Annotated in this window: 13 protein-coding genes; 2 read left to right on the forward strand and 11 right to left on the reverse strand. The window is 39.4% G+C overall.

Annotated features, from left to right (window positions below; all coding sequences use genetic code 11):
* The first annotated feature begins 17 nt into the window (after window positions 1-17).
* Window positions 18-2603: a bifunctional lysylphosphatidylglycerol flippase/synthetase MprF gene (gene mprF / locus H5R64_RS06315; RefSeq protein WP_182580840.1), complete on the forward strand. Its 2586-nt coding sequence runs from the start codon at window positions 18-20 to the stop codon at window positions 2601-2603.
* Window positions 2604-2960: 357 nt separating this feature from the next.
* Here the strand turns inward: mprF and H5R64_RS06320 are convergent, their stop codons facing one another.
* From H5R64_RS06320 to H5R64_RS06330, 3 genes are all read right to left on the reverse strand, one after another.
* Entirely contained in the window at window positions 2961-4271 is a 1311-nt protein-coding gene (locus tag H5R64_RS06320; RefSeq protein WP_220476762.1) for an NCS2 family permease, read from the reverse strand.
* 104 nt (window positions 4272-4375) lie between these two features.
* Window positions 4376-4948, reverse strand: coding sequence for a DJ-1 family glyoxalase III (locus tag H5R64_RS06325; RefSeq protein WP_182580861.1), 573 nt, complete (start codon window positions 4946-4948; stop codon window positions 4376-4378).
* Between the two features lie 21 nt (window positions 4949-4969).
* Window positions 4970-5956 carry an alpha/beta hydrolase fold domain-containing protein gene (locus H5R64_RS06330; RefSeq protein ID WP_182583081.1) on the reverse strand — a complete coding sequence of 329 codons (987 nt, stop codon included), beginning with the start codon at window positions 5954-5956 and terminating at the stop codon, window positions 4970-4972.
* Between the two features lie 142 nt (window positions 5957-6098).
* Here H5R64_RS06330 and H5R64_RS06335 point away from each other — a divergent pair, with 142 nt between their 5' ends.
* Window positions 6099-7427 carry a replication-associated recombination protein A gene (locus tag H5R64_RS06335; protein WP_182583083.1) on the forward strand — a complete coding sequence of 443 codons (1329 nt, stop codon included), beginning with the start codon at window positions 6099-6101 and terminating at the stop codon, window positions 7425-7427.
* A 133-nt stretch (window positions 7428-7560) separates the two neighbouring features.
* Here the strand turns inward: H5R64_RS06335 and H5R64_RS06340 are convergent, their stop codons facing one another.
* The 8 genes from H5R64_RS06340 to H5R64_RS06375 form a co-directional block, all read right to left on the reverse strand.
* A complete protein-coding gene (locus H5R64_RS06340; protein ID WP_182580839.1) occupies window positions 7561-9039 on the reverse strand; it encodes an MFS transporter in 1479 nt (492 codons plus the stop codon).
* Window positions 9040-9173: 134 nt separating this feature from the next.
* Complete coding sequence (locus H5R64_RS06345) at window positions 9174-9827, reverse strand: uracil-DNA glycosylase (RefSeq protein ID WP_182580838.1); 654 nt, start codon at window positions 9825-9827, stop codon at window positions 9174-9176.
* 16 nt (window positions 9828-9843) lie between these two features.
* Window positions 9844-11184, reverse strand: coding sequence for a threonine/serine exporter family protein (locus H5R64_RS06350; RefSeq protein ID WP_182580860.1), 1341 nt, complete (start codon window positions 11182-11184; stop codon window positions 9844-9846).
* A 103-nt stretch (window positions 11185-11287) separates the two neighbouring features.
* A complete protein-coding gene (locus H5R64_RS06355) occupies window positions 11288-12175 on the reverse strand; it encodes a LysR family transcriptional regulator (RefSeq protein ID WP_182580837.1) in 888 nt (295 codons plus the stop codon).
* A 651-nt stretch (window positions 12176-12826) separates the two neighbouring features.
* Window positions 12827-14248, reverse strand: a complete 1422-nt coding sequence (locus H5R64_RS06360; protein ID WP_182580836.1) for an anion permease — start codon at window positions 14246-14248, stop codon at window positions 12827-12829.
* 69 nt (window positions 14249-14317) lie between these two features.
* Window positions 14318-15706 carry a flavocytochrome c gene (locus H5R64_RS06365; RefSeq protein WP_182580835.1) on the reverse strand — a complete coding sequence of 463 codons (1389 nt, stop codon included), beginning with the start codon at window positions 15704-15706 and terminating at the stop codon, window positions 14318-14320.
* 29 nt (window positions 15707-15735) lie between these two features.
* Window positions 15736-17124: a class II fumarate hydratase gene (locus H5R64_RS06370; protein ID WP_182580834.1), complete on the reverse strand. Its 1389-nt coding sequence runs from the start codon at window positions 17122-17124 to the stop codon at window positions 15736-15738.
* A gap of 291 nt (window positions 17125-17415) precedes the next feature.
* Window positions 17416-18006 (reverse strand): peptidylprolyl isomerase, encoded by a 591-nt coding sequence (locus H5R64_RS06375; protein WP_182580833.1) that lies wholly within the window; start codon window positions 18004-18006, stop codon window positions 17416-17418.
* Window positions 18007-18017: the final 11 nt, after the last annotated feature.

Below are 18017 nucleotides of genomic sequence, written 5' to 3' on the forward strand. Positions count from 1 at the left end.
TATTTAAGGAGGAAATTATGGAGTCCTTATATAAACGCTTATCATCATGGTGGGAAAAATATTCGCGACCAGTAAAAATCGTCTTTGTAATCTCAGTCGTTATTTTTGTTGTCCATGCACTAACAAGTTTTTTTAAAACCGTTGACTGGCACCATGTTGGGATCGGTTTAAGCAACTTAACCTGGTCTAATATTATTATCCTATTAATCTTTGGTTGTATTGCCGTTATTCCGATGTTGGGCTATGATTTTGCAATTGTTAAATTCCTTCCCGGAAAGTTTAAGACGTCCTATATTATTCGATGTGGTTGGATTACCAATACCCTTACAAATATTGCTGGCTTTGGGGGAGTCCTTGGGGCAACAATGCGGGCATACTTCTACCGCAAGCATGCTAGTAAAAAAGATATTCTACTAGCCATCTCTAAAATTGCCGTCTTCCTTTTATCAGGGCTCTCAGTTCTCTGTTGGGTGGCTCTTGCCTTGATGTTTATTTTCCATCAAGGCGGTCACTTTAACCAGTATGCAATTTGGTTAGTTGCTGGAGGACTTTATTTTCCCGTAGTCTTCTACTTCACATTAATTAATAATAACCGCCTGTTTAAGGATGTTACGCCAAAAATTGAAGGTTTATTAGTCGGAAGTTCGACTTGCGAATGGCTATTTGTTGCCTTGTTTTTCTTACTCGTTGGCTGGTGTTTAGGCATTCGTCACAACATTGTTTCGGTTTTGCCTTTATATGTTGTTGCTCAACTACTTGGTGTCATTTCCATGATTCCTGGGGCACTTGGATCGTTCGATGTCATGATGATGTTCGAACTCTCTTTAATGGGAATTTCTAAGCCAACAATTATCATCTGGTTACTTCTTTTCCGGATCTTCTACTACATTGTGCCGTTATTTCTTGCAGGAATCTTTTTTCTCCACGATGTTGCTCGTCAGGTAAATGACTTCTTTGATGGCCTACCATTGATTATTATTCAAAACACTGCCCATTCTCTGATCACAGCATTTATGTACATCTCCGGCATCTTAATGCTGCTTGCAGCTGCCGTCCCTGACATCACGGAAGATAATAAAATTTTTGCCCGACTTTATCCATTTACTTTCTTCTTTATCCACCAACTTTCCACAGTTCTCTTTGCGATTGCCATGTTAGCATGTGCTCGCGGATTAGCATCTAAGGTTCAAAAAGCTTATTGGCCGACTTTGGCGCTCCTCCTAATTGGAATTGTCAATACTTGGTGGAATCTCCGAACGATGAGTTTAACCATTTACTTAGCAATTGTTTTAATTCTTATTTTACTTTCAAAACGAGAACTCTATCGTGCTAAACTCCAATATTCAATTAGTAAGTTCACAATTGACCTCCTAATTTTTGCCGGTAGTTGTATTCTTTATGTTATTGTCGGAGTTCTCAATGCGCCCCAGTATACCAGAAATCATAAGATTCCTAACTTCTTCCTCTTCCCGGGAGAAAAGGTATGGCTTTCTGGATTAATCGGTCTTCTCTTAGGATTAATTCTCCTTGTCCTAATCCTCCATTACTTCTGCTCTGGAGCTGATCCGTTTGCTAAGGAACAAAAATTTAATGCTGAACGTGTACGGAAGGTCATTGAACAATTTGGTGGTAGTCGTACCAGTCATCTTGCCTTCTTAAAGGATAAAAACCTCTACTTTTACCAAAAAGATGGTCAGGATCAACTGTACTTTATGTATCGACGAAACTATGATCGATTAATTATTATGGGCGATCCGGTTGGTAATTCTGCTGAATTTCGTCCTGCCCTTCGCCAATTCTTGAAGGAAACCGATCTTTATAATTACCAATTAGTGTTTTACGAGATTTCTGGTCAATTTACCATGTTGCTCCATGAATTTGGTTTTGACTTCATTAAAACTGGTGAAACTGGTTTAGTACGACTAGCAGATTTCACCCTAGCTGGAAAACGGCAACGCTCACAACGAGCATTAATGCATAAATTCGATCGTGAAGGGTACCAATTTAAGGTTGTTAAACCACCTTTTGATGACGAATTCATGAAAAAGCTCAAGGCGGTTTCTAATGATTGGTTAGGAAAACAAATAGAGAAAGGTTTCTCTTTAGGATTCTTCTTACCAGATTATATTCAACTAGCGCCAGTTGCAACTGTCACCGATAAGGACGGTAAAATAGTTGCCTTTGCGACCTTTATGCCTACTGGAGGAAAGACGTACCTCACCATTGACTTAATGCGTCACTCTCATGATGCACCGTCAGGAATTATGGATAAGATTTTTATTAGTATGTTCCTATACGGTCAAGAACATGATTATGAATACTTTGACTTAGGAATGGCACCTTTAGCAAATGTTGGTGAGTCACAATTTAGTTTTCTTGATGAAAAAGTTGCGCACTTTATTTACGAATATGGTTACCACCTCTACGGTTTCCAAGGATTACGACGATACAAGAATAAGTACGCTGATATTTGGGAATCTCGTTATACCGCATTCCGCAGAAGAAGCTCAATTATTAACTCGATGATGGCCCTTGTAGGGGTAATTAATCAACGAGCTGATAAACCAGCAAAACATGCTTTCTTCTCCTGGATTGCTCGATAGTTTTAAGAAACTAGACAATGGTATCCCACACATCGGTAACGCATCATTTGAAGCCCGGAATGCCATGGCTGAGATTGTTGCTACTAATACTATTAATGTTTTAAATAATAAACCAATAAAATACGTTATTAATAGATAACTTGGTTTAAAATAATTTAAAAACGTGAATCCAACCATAATTTGCTATGATTGAATCCACGTTTTTTATTTTTATGATATTTATCTAACTATCTTTGGGAGTTAGTAATCTCCGTCAATAGATTTAAATATACTCGTCATGAACTTCTTCCTAGGCAAAAAAGCCTTCGTTAGAAGAAATCGCTAATCTTTCGCAAGTCCCTGCTAGCTCGCTCTCTTCTACTTTACATTCAATATTGCAATAAAGACAATAAAGATAAAGAAAAGAGCGTACATGATAGGGTGGACTTCTTTACCGCGCTTGGCAGCAATCATGGTTAACGGATACATAATTAAGCCAAGTGCCATCCCATCAGAAATACTATAAGTTAAAGGCATTCCAATGACGATTAAAAATGATGGGATTGCTATTTCAAGCTTTTCCCAGTGTACTCGTTTCATTGATTGCGCCATTAAAACACCAACAATAATCAAAGCTGGTGCAGTTACTTGGTTAGTAACTACCGGAAGTAATGGGGAGAAGAACATTCCTGAAATGAAGCAAATTGCTGTTACCACAGAAGTTAATCCCGAACGACCACCAACTGCAATTCCTGCTGATGATTCAACATAAGCCCCAACGGGTGAAGTTCCTAGGATCGAACCAACTAACATTGCGCTAGAATCAGACATTAAGGCTTTTCCAACCCGTGGCATCTTATTATCCCTCATAAAGCCAGCCTGTTGTGCTAGACCAACTAACGTTCCGGCGGTATCAAAGAAAGTTACCAGCAAGAATGTCAGGACCACAACCCATAGCTGAACAGTATTAATGTGTGAGAAGTATTCAACACCTACGCCAAATGTTGGCTTCAAGCTGGGCGCGCCAGAAAGGACATGGTGTGGCATTGGAATAAGGCCAGTAACTAACCCTGCAATTGCAGTGACTGCCATCCCAATAAAAATTGCCCCTGGGATCCGTTTAACTAGTAAGAGCGAGGTAACAATCAAACCAATCACAGTTAGCCAAGTGGTGGGCGTAGTAAATGAACCAAGACCTACAACTGTAGATTTATTGGCAACAACTAATCCACCTTGATGAAGTCCTAAAAAGGCAATAAATAATCCAATCCCGCTGGAAATGGCAAACTTTAAATCACTCGGGATGGCATCAATTATCAATTCTCGTAATTTAAAAATCGTGATAAGGATAAAAATCAGCGAAGCAACAAAAACCGCTGCTAAGGCAGTCTGCCAATTAACTCCCATTCCAATAACAACTGAATAGGAGAAAAATGCATTAATTCCTAAAGCTGGAGCAGTTGCGATTGGGTACTTGGCATAGAGTCCCATCATCAACGTTCCAAATGCTGCTGAAAGCGCAGTCGCCGTAAAAATGGCTCCCTGATTCATCCCCGCCGCCCCAAGAACGTTGGGGTTAACAAAAAGGATATACGACATTGAAATAAAAGTAGTAAATCCAGCTAAGATTTCCGTGCGAATGTTCGTATTTAATTCATCTAGATGAAAATACTTGTTAATTGCGTTCAAAAAAAAATTCTCCAAACAGTAGTTACGAATAAAACAACAAATAGTATCTTATAATATTCGTATTCATCTGTAAAGAGGATTTTGGTTTAAATATGGACCTATCTTTAAATGTTCTGAGCAAGGTAATCATAAAGCATATCTTTCTTAAGTTGTTTTGTATCAATGCCCAAAACTTCTGCAATCTTAAAAGCATACGCAAGTGCAGTGGCCGGTCCACGGCTTGTTAAGAGCTTAGCCTCCTTATCAACTACAGTAATATCTTTATGGAAGCGTGCCGTTGGAACTTCTTCTTGAATCTGTTCATTGATACCTGGGAAACAAGTGTAATCATGATTATCTAGCAAACCATAATGAGCAAGAGCAATTGGTGCAGCACACATTGCTGCATTCCATTTACCATTCTTATTTCGCTGAACCATTAATTGCTGCAATTTTTCGTTGTCCCGAAGATGTTGTGAACCACCCATTCCACCCGGGAAAGCAACCAAATCATAATCTAAAAGTTGATCACCTAAAACTTCATCACAAGTTAATTTAATGTTATGAGCACCCATAACTTCTTTATTTTCTAAGCCGACCATTTTAGTTTCAATTCCTAAACGCCGTAAAACGTCAATTACCGTTAATCCTTCAATTTCTTCACACCCTGGTGCAAATACAACAGCAACTTTTGTCATTATTGACCTCTCCTTTACCACCTAATTATTAACTACCCTATTAATCTCTGTTATTACTTGGTCTGATTCTGGCATCTTATATACCGGAAAGATATGGGGCAAATCACGGCCAGCAACGAACTTTACGGGAATTTGTGCCTCACGAAGTTTTTGCACAAAGCAAGCACTATCTGGATACATAATTTCCCGTGTGCCAACACAAACAAAGACATCTCGAAGCTGACTGATATCCCCATTAAGAGGGCTTAACCGGTAATCATCATGTCTCGTTTTGCCAGCCCACAAATCAGCTACTCGACGTAACCCCTTAACGGATAACGTGACATCATGTGGTTCATACTTGGCAATCGTCGGGTTAGTCAAATCCAAATCTAGCCAAGGCGATAGTAATACTAAATGTCCTGGTTGTGGTAAATCATTTTCTGCACAATATTCGCAAAAACCCGTGGCTAATCCACCACCTGCAGAATCACCTAAAATTGTAATATCGCTTACTGGAATTTGATCATAAATTTGTTGGTATAACCGTGTAAGTTCTTGGTATGCCGTCTCAAATGTATGATCTGGTAGCTGCGAATAAAGAACAATATAGACCCGAGCCCCTGTTTTCAGTGCCAAACAGTTAGCAAAGGCCCACTGTTCTTTTACAGGTGACTCAACATACGCTCCTCCTGGCAAATAAATGATCGCTTTCTGCGGTTCCGCTTGTTCGTTTAAGACATAAGTTCTTACTGGTGCTTTCGGTAATTTTCGTAAACTAACAGTAAATGGTACTGCGGGGATTACAAAATTCTCTTCCCTTTGCTGATGTGCCTCAGCTAGTATTTGTTGAAATTTTTTCTCATCGGCCATTCGTCGCTTATAGCCGCTTACTTGGATCTGTAATTCAACAAACGTTGCTCGTTGTGAACGGTGATGTCCACAACTCACTAAATCCCGAACACCTTGGCTAAAATTATTAGCAAGCTCCGAAGCAACCTGTGGTTCAAATTTGGGTAATTTTTTCATGAGCTGTTAGGCTCCTTTTTTCTAGTCGAATTTATCCAGCTTTGATACAAACAATTATTCTTATCGTAACACGATTTCAGTTACCTACTCCATTCAAATTTAGAAAGTTTTGTTCTAAAATTAATTAAAAGGAAGTAATAACATGCACCAAGAATCACTCTTTTCGCACCCCAATAATAACAATACGCCTTTAGCAAACCGGGTTCGTCCTACAACCCTTAAAGAATTCATGGGACAACAACAATTAATTGGTAACGGTAAAGTCTTACATGATCTTATTGAAACGGATCAGGTCTCTTCACTAATATTTTGGGGACCACCTGGTGTAGGCAAGACAACCCTTGCAGAAATTATTGCCCACCAAACTAATTCGCATTTTATCACGTTTAGTGCTGTAACTAGTAGTATTCGTGATATTCGCAAAATCATGGAAGAAGCAGAGAAGAATCGTGAGTTTGGTGAACGAACGATTTGTTTTATTGATGAAATTCACCGCTTCAATAAGGCACAGCAGGATGCCTTTCTTCCCTTCGTCGAACGAGGAAGTATTATTTTAATCGGTGCAACAACCGAAAATCCTTCTTTTGAAATTAACTCTGCTTTATTGAGTCGCTGTAAAGTATTTGTGCTAAAATCACTAGCTGTCAACGACATCGTTAATATTCTCAAGCGAGCCATTAAGCATCCTAATGGTTTCCCCACCCTCAATATTAGCTATGATAACGAAACACTAAAAATGATTGCAGAATTCGCAAACGGAGACGCCCGAGTTGCACTAAATACCCTTGAAATGGCAATTCTTAATGCTAACCATCATGCTCAGCAAGTACAGCTCACTATCGACAGTCTTAAGCAGTTCATTAATACTAAGTCCTTGCGCTATGATCAACACTGTGAAGAACACTATAATGTCATCTCTGCCCTCCATAAAGCAATGCGAAATAGCGATGTTGATGCTGCCATTTACTGGTATTCACGAATGATTAACGGTGGTGAAGATCCCCTCTATATTGCAAGACGGCTCATCAGGTTTGCAAGTGAAGATATTGGTCTAGCAGACACGAACGCCTTAAATATTGCCATTAACACATTTCAGGCTTGTCAATTTCTTGGTCTTCCCGAATGCGACGTTCACCTAACAGAGTGTGTAATCTATCTCTCACTAGCTCCAAAGTCAAATTCAACATATGAAGCTCGAATGACTGCTAAAAAGATAATTAAGGAAACTGGTAATTTACCGGTTCCTCTTCAAATCCGAAACGCCCCAACTAAACTAATGAAGGAGTTGCATTACGGGGATCACTACCAATATGCTCATAATACCAAAGATAAATTAACTTCAATGAAAACCATGCCACCAGAGTTAGTTGGGCACCATTTTTACAAGCCAACCACTCAGGGGCGTGAGGGACGGTTTAAAGCACGAATGGAACAAATTAAAGAGTGGCATCGGCAACATGATCACGATTAAGAATAATAAAAAGATCGGCAATTTTGAAGTGCCTGAAGTGACCCCCTAAGTTGGATACTTCGTCCAACTTGGGGGGCACTTCAATGTCTAAAAATTCTAGGACACCTCATTTTTACCGTTCTTTTTATTATTCTTAAACTGTTTTTACTACGTGTTTCTTGCTCCTAATCCACATTACAACCACCATAATGAGTGAAATAATAATGAGGACCAGGGCAGTGATAACGATATTTTGGTAACCACTATAGAGAATTTGGCGCATCTCCGGTAAAAGTGATGCTGGTAAACTACTAGCTGTCTTAGCGTTTGACAGTTTATTCAGCATTCCCATCGTAATTCCCTGATAGTTATGGATTCCCTGTAACAGGGCATGATTAAGAATTACCCCATAGATCGCAGACATGAACGTTTGACTAAGGATCCGCATCAGGTAACCCATTGAAGTTGCAATTGGAACATCACGAAGTTCGGCATCAGTTTGAACATTGAGCTGTAAAATATTAAAGACCAGCCCAACACCAAATCCTTCAAAAGCACCAAGGACCATGATTAGCCAGAACGGTGTAGATTGACCACCAAGTAATAGTCCTAAAAAGGAAATGAAAATTGTAAAGGCTCCTAACCCAACAATCTCATATTTCGACCACCGATCCTGAACAAATGGAACAAGTTCTGAGCCAAGAAAATCAGTAATAGCACCCGGAATTTGAGTCATCCCACCAAGCAAAGCAGACAGACCTAAAAGCCCCTGAGCCCACATTGGAATATAAATAACAAAAGCAATAAATGAACCCCAGATAATAATGAATAGTATAAAATCAATCACTAATTCATGGTTCGTAAAAAGCCGATTAGGTACGATGGGATCCACTGCTCGTTGGTCGACCTTAACCATCCACAACAATAATGCTAATCCGATAATAACCAGCCCAAGGATAATCGGAAGCGATGCCACTCCAATTAGTTGAACAGCAATCAGAATCAACATTAAACTGCTAACTAAGAGTGTCGCTCCCAAGTAATCAATTGGCTTACCAGCTGCTTGCTTACTAACGTTCTGATAAAAAATTGTAATGATTGTAATTGCCACTAGCGCAATCGGAACATTAACATAAAATACCCAGTGCCAACTAAGGGCATCAACAATCCACCCACCAAGAAGCGGGCCAATAATTGAAGCAGTCCCAAAGCAGGCACTTGATAATCCAAGCACGGTTGCACGTTTTTTCAAATTAGTATAGAGCTCCGCAAAAACAATAAAGGGAATGGTATTCATTCCTCCAGCACCAATCCCCATTATTGCTCGGGCAATAATGAACCAGATAACATTAGGCGCAAGACCTTGAAAAATCGCACCAACCGCAAAGAGTGAAGTTGCACTAATATAGGCAACCTTATTTCCCTTGTGTTCACCAAACTTACTCCATAGTGGAGTGGCAACCGCCATCCCAAATAGGAAGATTGCAACTATCCAGCCCATATATTGGAGAGCATGAAGGTCACTGGTAATTGCTGGTAAGGCTGTATTAACAATCGTTCCATCCATCCCTGCCATGATATTTGAGAGAAGTAATGCCCCAGTAACAATTATTCGCCGTTGTTCTAATTTCAAATTCCCATCTCCCCTTAAATAAAGATAGCGGGTCAGAAGTTTACGCTTCACCCGCTTTTCATTTACTCATTTAATTTTTACACAATAGCTAACCATAAATTATACAGAGAGTATTTATTTGTAAAATCCAACCATCAACTATTTATTTTTTTGATAATCTTACCTAATCGTTGCCAGTCTTCATAAACTGTTGATTCTAATTTCCGACTATACAAGATAGCTGCGGGATGATACATCGGAACAAGGAGCGAATTAGTTGCTGCTAATTCATAACCACTCCCATCATTTTTCGCGTGCTGAATTGGTTGTTTTAAAAGATGACCATGAAGTTGCCCAATACCTACTTGTGAGCCAAGCAATCGCTGCAATGCAGTGTTACCAAGGGGCACGATTATTTTAGGCTGAACCTGCTCAAGCTCCCAATCAAAAAGGTTGGCAAATGCTAGAACCTCCTTCTTAGTTGGAGTCCGATTAGGCTTCTTCACTACTTGAGCACCAGTCTTTTTATCAGTGACCTTCTTAATTGAATAGGGGCGCTGACGGACAACACTAGTGATATAAACACTTTCTCTATCATAGCCAATCGTTGATAACATTTTCATCAGTTCTTTTCCAGATGCCCCTGAAAAAGGAATATTATGAACTTCTTCATGACGACCAGGAGCTTCCCCAACTAACATTAAATCTGGCCTTAGTTTCCCTTGACCCGGGGTAAAGCCAGCCAAATTATGGCCAACGACTCGTTCCTGAACTTCGTCTAAAAGTTCTTGTGGATATTGAATGATCATCTAATCACTCCCGTATTTAACCATTATGGCGCCACTTCGAATCAGTCAAAATTCGTGCAGCAATTAAGCCCATCGGCAAGAATACCACAATTAGCAACGCTTTCGTAATCCACAATGCTCCAATACTAATGGATGTTAACCCCATATTATACATTGCTTGATACATATATAAACCAGGAACCATAATCACAATCGATGGGACGGTAATAGAAATTTGTGGATAGTGGATTTTCCGTTTAACAACAGAGGCAAGCAATCCAGCAATCAAGGCTCCAATAAATGCACACACTCCAGCAGGAATATGACTGTAATCAACCAATTCAAGTCGAGTTGTATTTGCCACTGCCCCAATTAAGCCCGCAATTGTTGCCATCCTCGGTGTACTATTAAACATAATCGAGAAGCCGAAGACACCACCAAAGCTTGTTACAACGCGTAATAGCATGAGCATCAATGATGACAACGGAAGAGCGTTTAATGTGCCTGGACGTAATTTCACTGCCATAGCAACAATCCAGCCCACTAATGTCGCAACTACAATAATTGTAATTGCGTACGCTAAACGTTCAAGGCCCGACCTCATATCTAACTTTGAAATATCTAATCCACTTGTAATGAACGGGAAACCGGGAATAATAAAAAGCATCGCTCCAATATATCCGGTTTCATGGCGAGGACTAACATTAAATAACCACTGCATCCCAATAAAGGCAAAAAGGTAAAAAAGACAGGCAACTGCTACCCCAACAGATACACAAGCCAATAAAGTAATATGCCGATCGATTAACTTCCGTCGAACATAATTTCCCAGTCCTGCACCAAAAAAGCAACATGCCATTTCAACAGGGCCACCACCGAGCAAGAAAACGAAGCAACTACATGCTAGTGCAGCCGCTAAACCAACTTGAATCGGTGAATAGTTTCCTCGACTATGAGCAATTGTCTCGAGACGATTATGAATTTCACCAATTGTCAACTCACTACCATGTTCCCGGAATTCATCAATAAATCGTTCCATTTGTGATAGTTTACTGGTATTAATCCCCGTACTTGGTAAGGACAAAGCTTGAGTATAACTATGGTGCGCATCCATACAGGTATATTCAAGAGAAACTAGACCGATATCAGCTGAACAAGTCATTTTTAGTTCTCGCGCAACGGTATTCATTGAATCCCGTACTCGCCAGGCACCCGTTCCGTATGATAACATCATTAACCCAATCCGGCCAACAATTGCCGCTCGCTCTACCAGGTTAGCTTCACCAGCTGACGTAAAGTTATCGTTAGTAAAGAAATCCTGCCAGGGAATGGCCATATGGTGGTGCGTTGAAATATGTTCCGCGGGTTCAAACCCCATTATCCCTTCAGTATCTTCTGAGTCACTTTTTTTCACGACTGCTTTCCTCCATCAATTCCATTTGATTAAGTTCACATAAATCATTATACCGACCTTGTCAACTCTAGTTAGCAAGATGTATTTGTTTCATCCGTTTAATAAAGTCTTCTTCGGCATCACTTAGGACATAGCCATCACGGATTACAATTGAAATGTAAAATCTTTCTGGAATTGGATCTAAGATATCTAACGCTTTGATTCCCGGCTCATTGGTTACGGCATCCTTAACCATTAAACTGATTCCCTTACCTTGCCGAACAAGTTCCTTAATCCATGAAACGTTTGGCAAACGGTAAACAACGATTTGAGGTTTAATCTGGGCATAGGTGCAATATGCTTGAAATGCCGACTGGTGAACATATTGTTGATCATAATTAATGAACTGTTGGTCAGCTAGTTCACCAAAATAAACAGCATTCTTTTTAGCAAGGGGATTCTGATCACTGACAATCACCCCAAACGGGCGCGTTGTCATCAGTTCTGCAAAAACATCATCCTCATTAATTGGAGTCGTTGAACCAAGAATAGCAATATCAATTTCTCCTCTCCGTAACTGGTTAAGAAGATCATGGGAGCCAACAGAAGTTATTTGAAGGCGTGAAAGTAGATCACCAGAAAATTCTTCAACAATTTTCGAAATATACAATTTCCCAATAATTGGTGGCAAACCAAAGCGGATCTGTTTTTGGTTTGCTCGGTCGATCTCTTTCCGGGTTAAATCAATTTTGTCATTAATCAAAACGGCATTTTCATAGAGAAGCAGTCCGCTACGCGTAATCATTTTATCTCGATGGAAATGATTTTTCCGGATTAATTGGGTATTAAACTCCCTTTCCAACCGTTGAATTGCTTGAGTAATGCTCGGTTGGGACACCTTAAATTTCTTAGCAACCCGTGTATAATTTTTATATTTAACTAGAGCAACAAAATATTGTAAATCGCGGGTATTCATCTTTGTTCCTTCCTTTTCTCAATCCATAATCCTATCTTACGCCATAATAGAAGAAGACGGCAAGCACAGCATTTAGATTTAACTACCTATTCTTTACGATTCTTAGGAACTACGAGAATAAATATAGTTTTACTTCTAAGAAAAGTACCATCATAAAAATAGGAAATTTTTTATATTGTAGGTTTTATTAGAACAACTACTATTGCTAAATAATTTTATATTAAAGTACTAATTAAACAACATTTTATCTCTTAAAATGACTACTAAATTATCAATAGTCTGATCTCGCAACTCCAGTCAGATTCTTATCCCCAAATTTAGTGAACAAACTCCACTAAATGATTTATGTTTTAAACATCATGAAGGAGATTATCATGTTAAATAGTCAAGAAATCAAACTGATTGATACTTTAATCGCAAAAAGGATTATAAATATAGCAGAATTGACTTTTATATGTAGTAATTATTAATATCGCTTACATAAAATATCCCCCAAAGATTTGAAGCAAAACCAATCCTTGGGGGATATTTGTATTTATGATATTTCAACTTTATTCATAATTAGTTAAAATATGCTTGGTATAAGCATATTTTATACAGCATAGCCGAAACGGACTCGATTACTAATCCATCACGGCTCATATCCTATTTTCACCACATTCCTATCAATTTCATCCAAAGGCTTCCAATACCAATCCAAACAACAAGGTAGAAGATCCCAAGGACAAAGTTGAGGGACCACCACTTAGATTGAGGAACATAACCTGAACCGAAGAGGACTGGTGCAGGACCAGAAGCATAGTGGGTAGTTGATGCCATTAGGTTACCAAAGAACCCAAGCATCAATGCAGCTAACATTGGTGGTACATTTGCAGAAATTGCAACTGCTAAGAATGCACTGTACATTGCTGTAACGTGGGCAGTTGAACTTGCAAAGAGGTAGTGTGAGTAGAAGTAAGCAACAATCAAAACGATTAATACAATTACCCAGTTCAAACCATGAAGGGAACTACCAACAGTCTTACTTAACCAAGGAATAAATCCTAATGCGGTTAATTGACCAGCCATCATAACAAGAACAGAGAACCAAGTTAATGTGTTCCATGCCCCAGTTTCGTGAAGGACATCTTGCCAACTCAAAACACCACAAAGAAGTAAAAGACCAAGAGCGATAAATGCAGCTAAAGTAGCATCAATTCCGATAAAGCTTCCGACAATCCAGAGAACCAAGGCAATTACAAAGATAATAGCCATTAACTTTTCTGGAAGAGTCATTGGACCCATTTCTGAAAGTTGATCTTCTGCCCATTGCTTAGCATTTGGTGTTTCCTTGATTTCAGGCGGGTACATCTTGTAAATTAACCAAGGTACAACAATTAAGGAAATAATACCAGGAACTAAAGCGGCTAAGAACCAACCAACCCAGGTAATGTTAACACCGTTACCTTTAGCGAGGGTTTGAACTAGCGGATTAGCAGCCATTGCGGTCATGAACATTGCGGCAGTAATCATATCACCGTGGTATTCAGCAAAGATCAAAAATGAACCAATCTTTCGAGAAGTTCCCTTCTTAGGATCTGAACCAAATGATTGCGATAGTGCTTCAATAATTGGGTATAAAACACCACCAGCACGAGCGGTGTTACTTGGAGTTGCAGGTGCCAAGATTAAGTCAACACCAATCAATGAGTAAGCCAATCCCAATGTCCGCTTACCAAAGGCCTTAACGAAATTCAAGGCAATCCGACGACCAAGACCAGTCTTAATAAATCCCCGAGCAATGAAGAATGCCATTGCAATCATCCAGATTGAGGCATTCCCAAATCCAACAATTGCCTTTTCCATTGGTACCGTCTTTGTTAATACCGTTAAGGCAAATGCAACAATTGATACCCCACCAATTGGTAGTGGGCGAGTAATACACGCAATGATTGTTGCCACGAATAAAGCAAACATGTGCCAACCAGCAACAGGAACTTGGGCTGGCTTAATTGGCGTCATGAACCATAAAATTAAGCCAATAATAATGGGCCAAATAAACCCCTTATAATTTACGCTTTCTAATTTTTTCATTTTTCCGTCCCTTATAGATAGTAATAATTACTTGTGGTGATTGCTTAACCACCAACGATCACTTTGCTTTTACAATTTCCGTGCGTAAAGGGTAACTTGTTGGCCAGCTTGACGACCAAAAACAATCGTTTCGGCAATTGAGTTACCGCCCACACGATTGTTACCATGGAGCCCACCTGCAACTTCACCGGCAGCAAAGAGTCCCTTAATGATGTCACCATTTCCGTCAAGTACTTGAGTTTTTGGCGTAATGTGAATTCCACCCATTGTGTAGTGGATAGCTGGAGCAATGTGTATAGCAAAGAATCCTGGCTTAGTGATTCCGCGATCCATCCCTGTTGTTCGCTTAAATTCAGTATCGTTGTGTTCTTCAACTGCTTTGTTCCAAGTATTAACAGTTTGTTGTAAGTTACTTGGATCCACATTGATTTTCTTTGCTAAATCCTCAATAGTGTCACCGTGAACAACTAAGCCCACCTTGTCATAGAATTCAATTGCCTTAGCACGGTCACGAATTCCTTGATCAAATACTAAGTAAGCACTGTGTTCAGGCAATGCAGTAATCTTATTGGAAACGATCTTTCGTGTATTCAATTCGTTAACGAATCGCTTACCTTCACTGTTAACCAAGATTGCTCCTTCACCACGAACAGCTTCTCCAATCAAGTAAACATGTGGGTTATCTTGTTGAACAGTTGGGTGAACTTGAACCAGGTTCATTTGCATTAATTCAGCACCAACGTTTTCTGCTAACTTCAAACCGTCACCAGTTGCGCCTGGTTGGTTAGTTGTCTTATAGCTTTCCAAGTCTGGGCGGAAACGTTTAATGTATTCCTTTGATGCACCAAAACCACCAGTAGCTAAGATGACAGCCTTAGCATTGATAATCTTTGTGATCCCCTCAGCGTTAACTTCAACTCCGTTAACACGACCATCTTCAGCTTGACGTAACTTAATAACCTTAGTCTTGTTGAAAACGGGAATTTCTTCCTTAGCAACTACATCTAACAAGCTCTTAACCAAGAAACCACCGATTGGCGCCATGCTTGCTGGGCGGTGTGTCCGCTTCTTAGACATCCCCCCCGTAACAGTGATGTCATCTAACTTAATGCCGTGATCACTTAACCAATCAATTGCTGGAGCAGTATGATAAACAAAGTATCCCAACATATCCTTATCATTTAGCCGACCACCATCTTTATAGGTTTCGTGATAGAAATCAGCAACATTATCAATCACACCATGGTGAAGTTGAACATTGGTTTCAGCAGCATTCATTCCGGAAGATGCCCGGTTAGTGTTACCGCCAAGTTCTTCTTCCTTTTCTAATACAGCCACCTTCATCCCCAATTCGTTTGCTTGAATAGCGGCTGAGAGACCAGTTCCACCGGAACCAATAACTACAACGTCATAGTTATTTTCTAACTTACCAACAGATGTCGGTTGAAATTTAGCCATTACGCAGTTCTCCTTTTCAATATTAATTTCTAATCTTTACGGTCAACGTTGGTCATCTTTAACATGTCCATCCATTCATTGTATTGTTCTTCTGTTACCTTACCCGACTTCAATGCAGCTTCCTTCAAGGTACTTCCTGCCTTATCTGCTGATTGAGCAATTTTAGCACTGTCATGGTAACCAATGTGTGGTGACAATGCAGTAACAGTCATTAATGAATTATCAACTAATTCTTCCATTCGTTCTTCATTAACAGTCATTCCATGGATCATCTTGTCTGCAAAGCCCATGATTGTACCAGTCATCAAGTCCGCTGATTCGAGGAATGCATCAATTAATACAGGCTTGTAAACATTCATTTCAAAGTTACCTTGTGATGACGCCATTGTTACAACAGTATCATTACCAAAGACACGTAAAGCAGCCATTGTTACGGCTTCTGCTTGAGTTGGGTTAACCTTACCAGGCATGATTGATGAACCAGGTTCGTTAGCAGGAATGTTTAACTCACCGTAACCAGCCCGTGGACCAGAACCCAAGAAACGAATATCTTGAGCAATCTTGAACATATCAGCAGCTAAGCTCTTCAATGCACCGTGAACAACATCTAATCCTGAATGATTAGCTAAGCCGTAGAACTTATTAGAATCAGCAGTTAAGTTCAAGCCATAAACTTCACTAAGCTTTTCAGCAATCTTCTCCGGCATTCCTTCTGCAGCGTTTAGGCCAGTACCAACAGCAGTGCCACCAATTGCTAATTCATTCAAAGTGGGTTCAAGAGTCTTAATGTAATTAAGATCATGTTCAAGGGCAGCAACATATCCTGATAATTCTTGACCGAAAGTTAATGGGACAGCATCTTGTAAGTGGGTCCGACCAACTTTAACAGTCTTCATGTACTTGTCCTGTTTTACTTTTAATTCATCGATTAAGTGTTGAACAGCAGGCTTCAATTTATCAAGAGCTTCTAAAGCAACAACGTTCATTGCTGTTGGAAAAGTATCATTTGAACTTTGACCCTTATTAACATCATCATTAGGTAAGATTTCAATATCCGGATTAATTTGATGTGCCTTGTGGGCAACTACTTCATTAGTATTCATGTTGGTTTGTGTGCCAGAACCAGTTTGGTAAACCTTTAATGGGAAGTCTTTACGTAAGTCTTCATCGTTTAAGGCTAAAAGTTCATCAATTGCTTGAACAATTAAGTTACCTTTTTCTGCAGAAATTGCCTTAGTTTCCATGTTAGCTTGAGCAGCAGCCTTCTTAATGTTCAATAAAGCACGAATAATGGCTAATGGCATATACTGACCAGTTGGAAAGTTATTACGACTCCGTTCTGTTTGTGGTCCCCATAATGCGTCTGCAGGGATTTGAACTGGCCCTAAAGTGTCTTCTTCAGTTCGGTATTTTGTCATTGTAAAAGCCTCCATAATTAAAATAGACTATCTATTTGTGAAACATTACACATCGTTTACATATTTATCCTAACGCGGATTGTTATTCATAGTCAAACCTTTAATGTCCTATAAATTTCACTTATAGCATTCGCTGAATTACCTATAGATGTTGACTTCGCTATCATAAGCTGAATTATTTTCACAAACTAACTAAACAAAAAATCTAGCTAATTTATTTAAAATTAACTAGATTTTTCTTGCTTTTAAGATTAAAATCACAAGCTTATTATACATAAATAAGCTAATTTATCAGTTATTATCAATCGTTACCTTTTCCATAACAACATCTTCCTTTGGCTTATCCATGTTGTCCCGTTCAACCTGACTAATCTTTTTTACGACATCCATTCCGGCAAGAACTTGGCCAAATACTGTGTGACGGTTATCTAGCCAAGGAGTTCCACCAACTTTTGCGTAATGGTCAATAATTTCTTGTGGGTAACCAACCGCCTTCATCTGCTCAATCATATTAGCAGGAACGTGTTCGTTAGAAACAATAAAGAACTGGCTACCATTAGTGTTAGGACCTGCGTTAGCCATTGAAACTGCCCCAGTAAAATTAAATAACTGCTCGGAAAATTCATCTTCAAATGCCTTTCCATAAATACTCTTACCACCACGACCTGTTCCGCTAGGGTCACCACCCTGAATCATAAAGTCAGGAATAACCCGGTGGAAGATAACCCCATCGTAATAGCCTTTTTCAGCTAATTGAACAAAGTTTTTTACCGTCTTAGGCGCTTGTTCCTTAAATAATTGAATTTTAATCTCACCAAGATTAGTTTTAATCGTTGCTTGTGGTCCCTTTACGGCCGCAAGATCTAGTTGTGGATATTGCATTTTTATTTTCC

This window comes from Limosilactobacillus fastidiosus, assembly GCF_014145505.1.
Taxonomy (GTDB): Bacteria; Bacillota; Bacilli; order Lactobacillales; family Lactobacillaceae; genus Limosilactobacillus; species Limosilactobacillus fastidiosus.

What these genes read in the sequence shown, in the direction of transcription:
- mprF (WP_182580840.1), top strand. Translation starts at nt 18, where the DNA reads ATGGAGTCCTTATATAAACGCTTATCATCATGGTGGGAAAAATATTCG.
- H5R64_RS06325 (WP_182580861.1), bottom strand. Translation starts at nt 4,948, where the DNA reads ATGACAAAAGTTGCTGTTGTATTTGCACCAGGGTGTGAAGAAATTGAA.
- H5R64_RS06330 (WP_182583081.1), bottom strand. Translation starts at nt 5,956, where the DNA reads ATGAAAAAATTACCCAAATTTGAACCACAGGTTGCTTCGGAGCTTGCT.
- H5R64_RS06335 (WP_182583083.1), top strand. Translation starts at nt 6,099, where the DNA reads ATGCACCAAGAATCACTCTTTTCGCACCCCAATAATAACAATACGCCT.
- H5R64_RS06345 (WP_182580838.1), bottom strand. Translation starts at nt 9,827, where the DNA reads ATGATCATTCAATATCCACAAGAACTTTTAGACGAAGTTCAGGAACGA.
- H5R64_RS06350 (WP_182580860.1), bottom strand. Translation starts at nt 11,184, where the DNA reads ATGGGGTTTGAACCCGCGGAACATATTTCAACGCACCACCATATGGCC.
- H5R64_RS06355 (WP_182580837.1), bottom strand. Translation starts at nt 12,175, where the DNA reads ATGAATACCCGCGATTTACAATATTTTGTTGCTCTAGTTAAATATAAA.
- H5R64_RS06360 (WP_182580836.1), bottom strand. Translation starts at nt 14,248, where the DNA reads ATGAAAAAATTAGAAAGCGTAAATTATAAGGGGTTTATTTGGCCCATT.
- H5R64_RS06365 (WP_182580835.1), bottom strand. Translation starts at nt 15,706, where the DNA reads ATGGCTAAATTTCAACCGACATCTGTTGGTAAGTTAGAAAATAACTAT.
- H5R64_RS06370 (WP_182580834.1), bottom strand. Translation starts at nt 17,124, where the DNA reads ATGACAAAATACCGAACTGAAGAAGACACTTTAGGGCCAGTTCAAATC.
- H5R64_RS06375 (WP_182580833.1), bottom strand. Translation starts at nt 18,006, where the DNA reads ATGCAATATCCACAACTAGATCTTGCGGCCGTAAAGGGACCACAAGCA.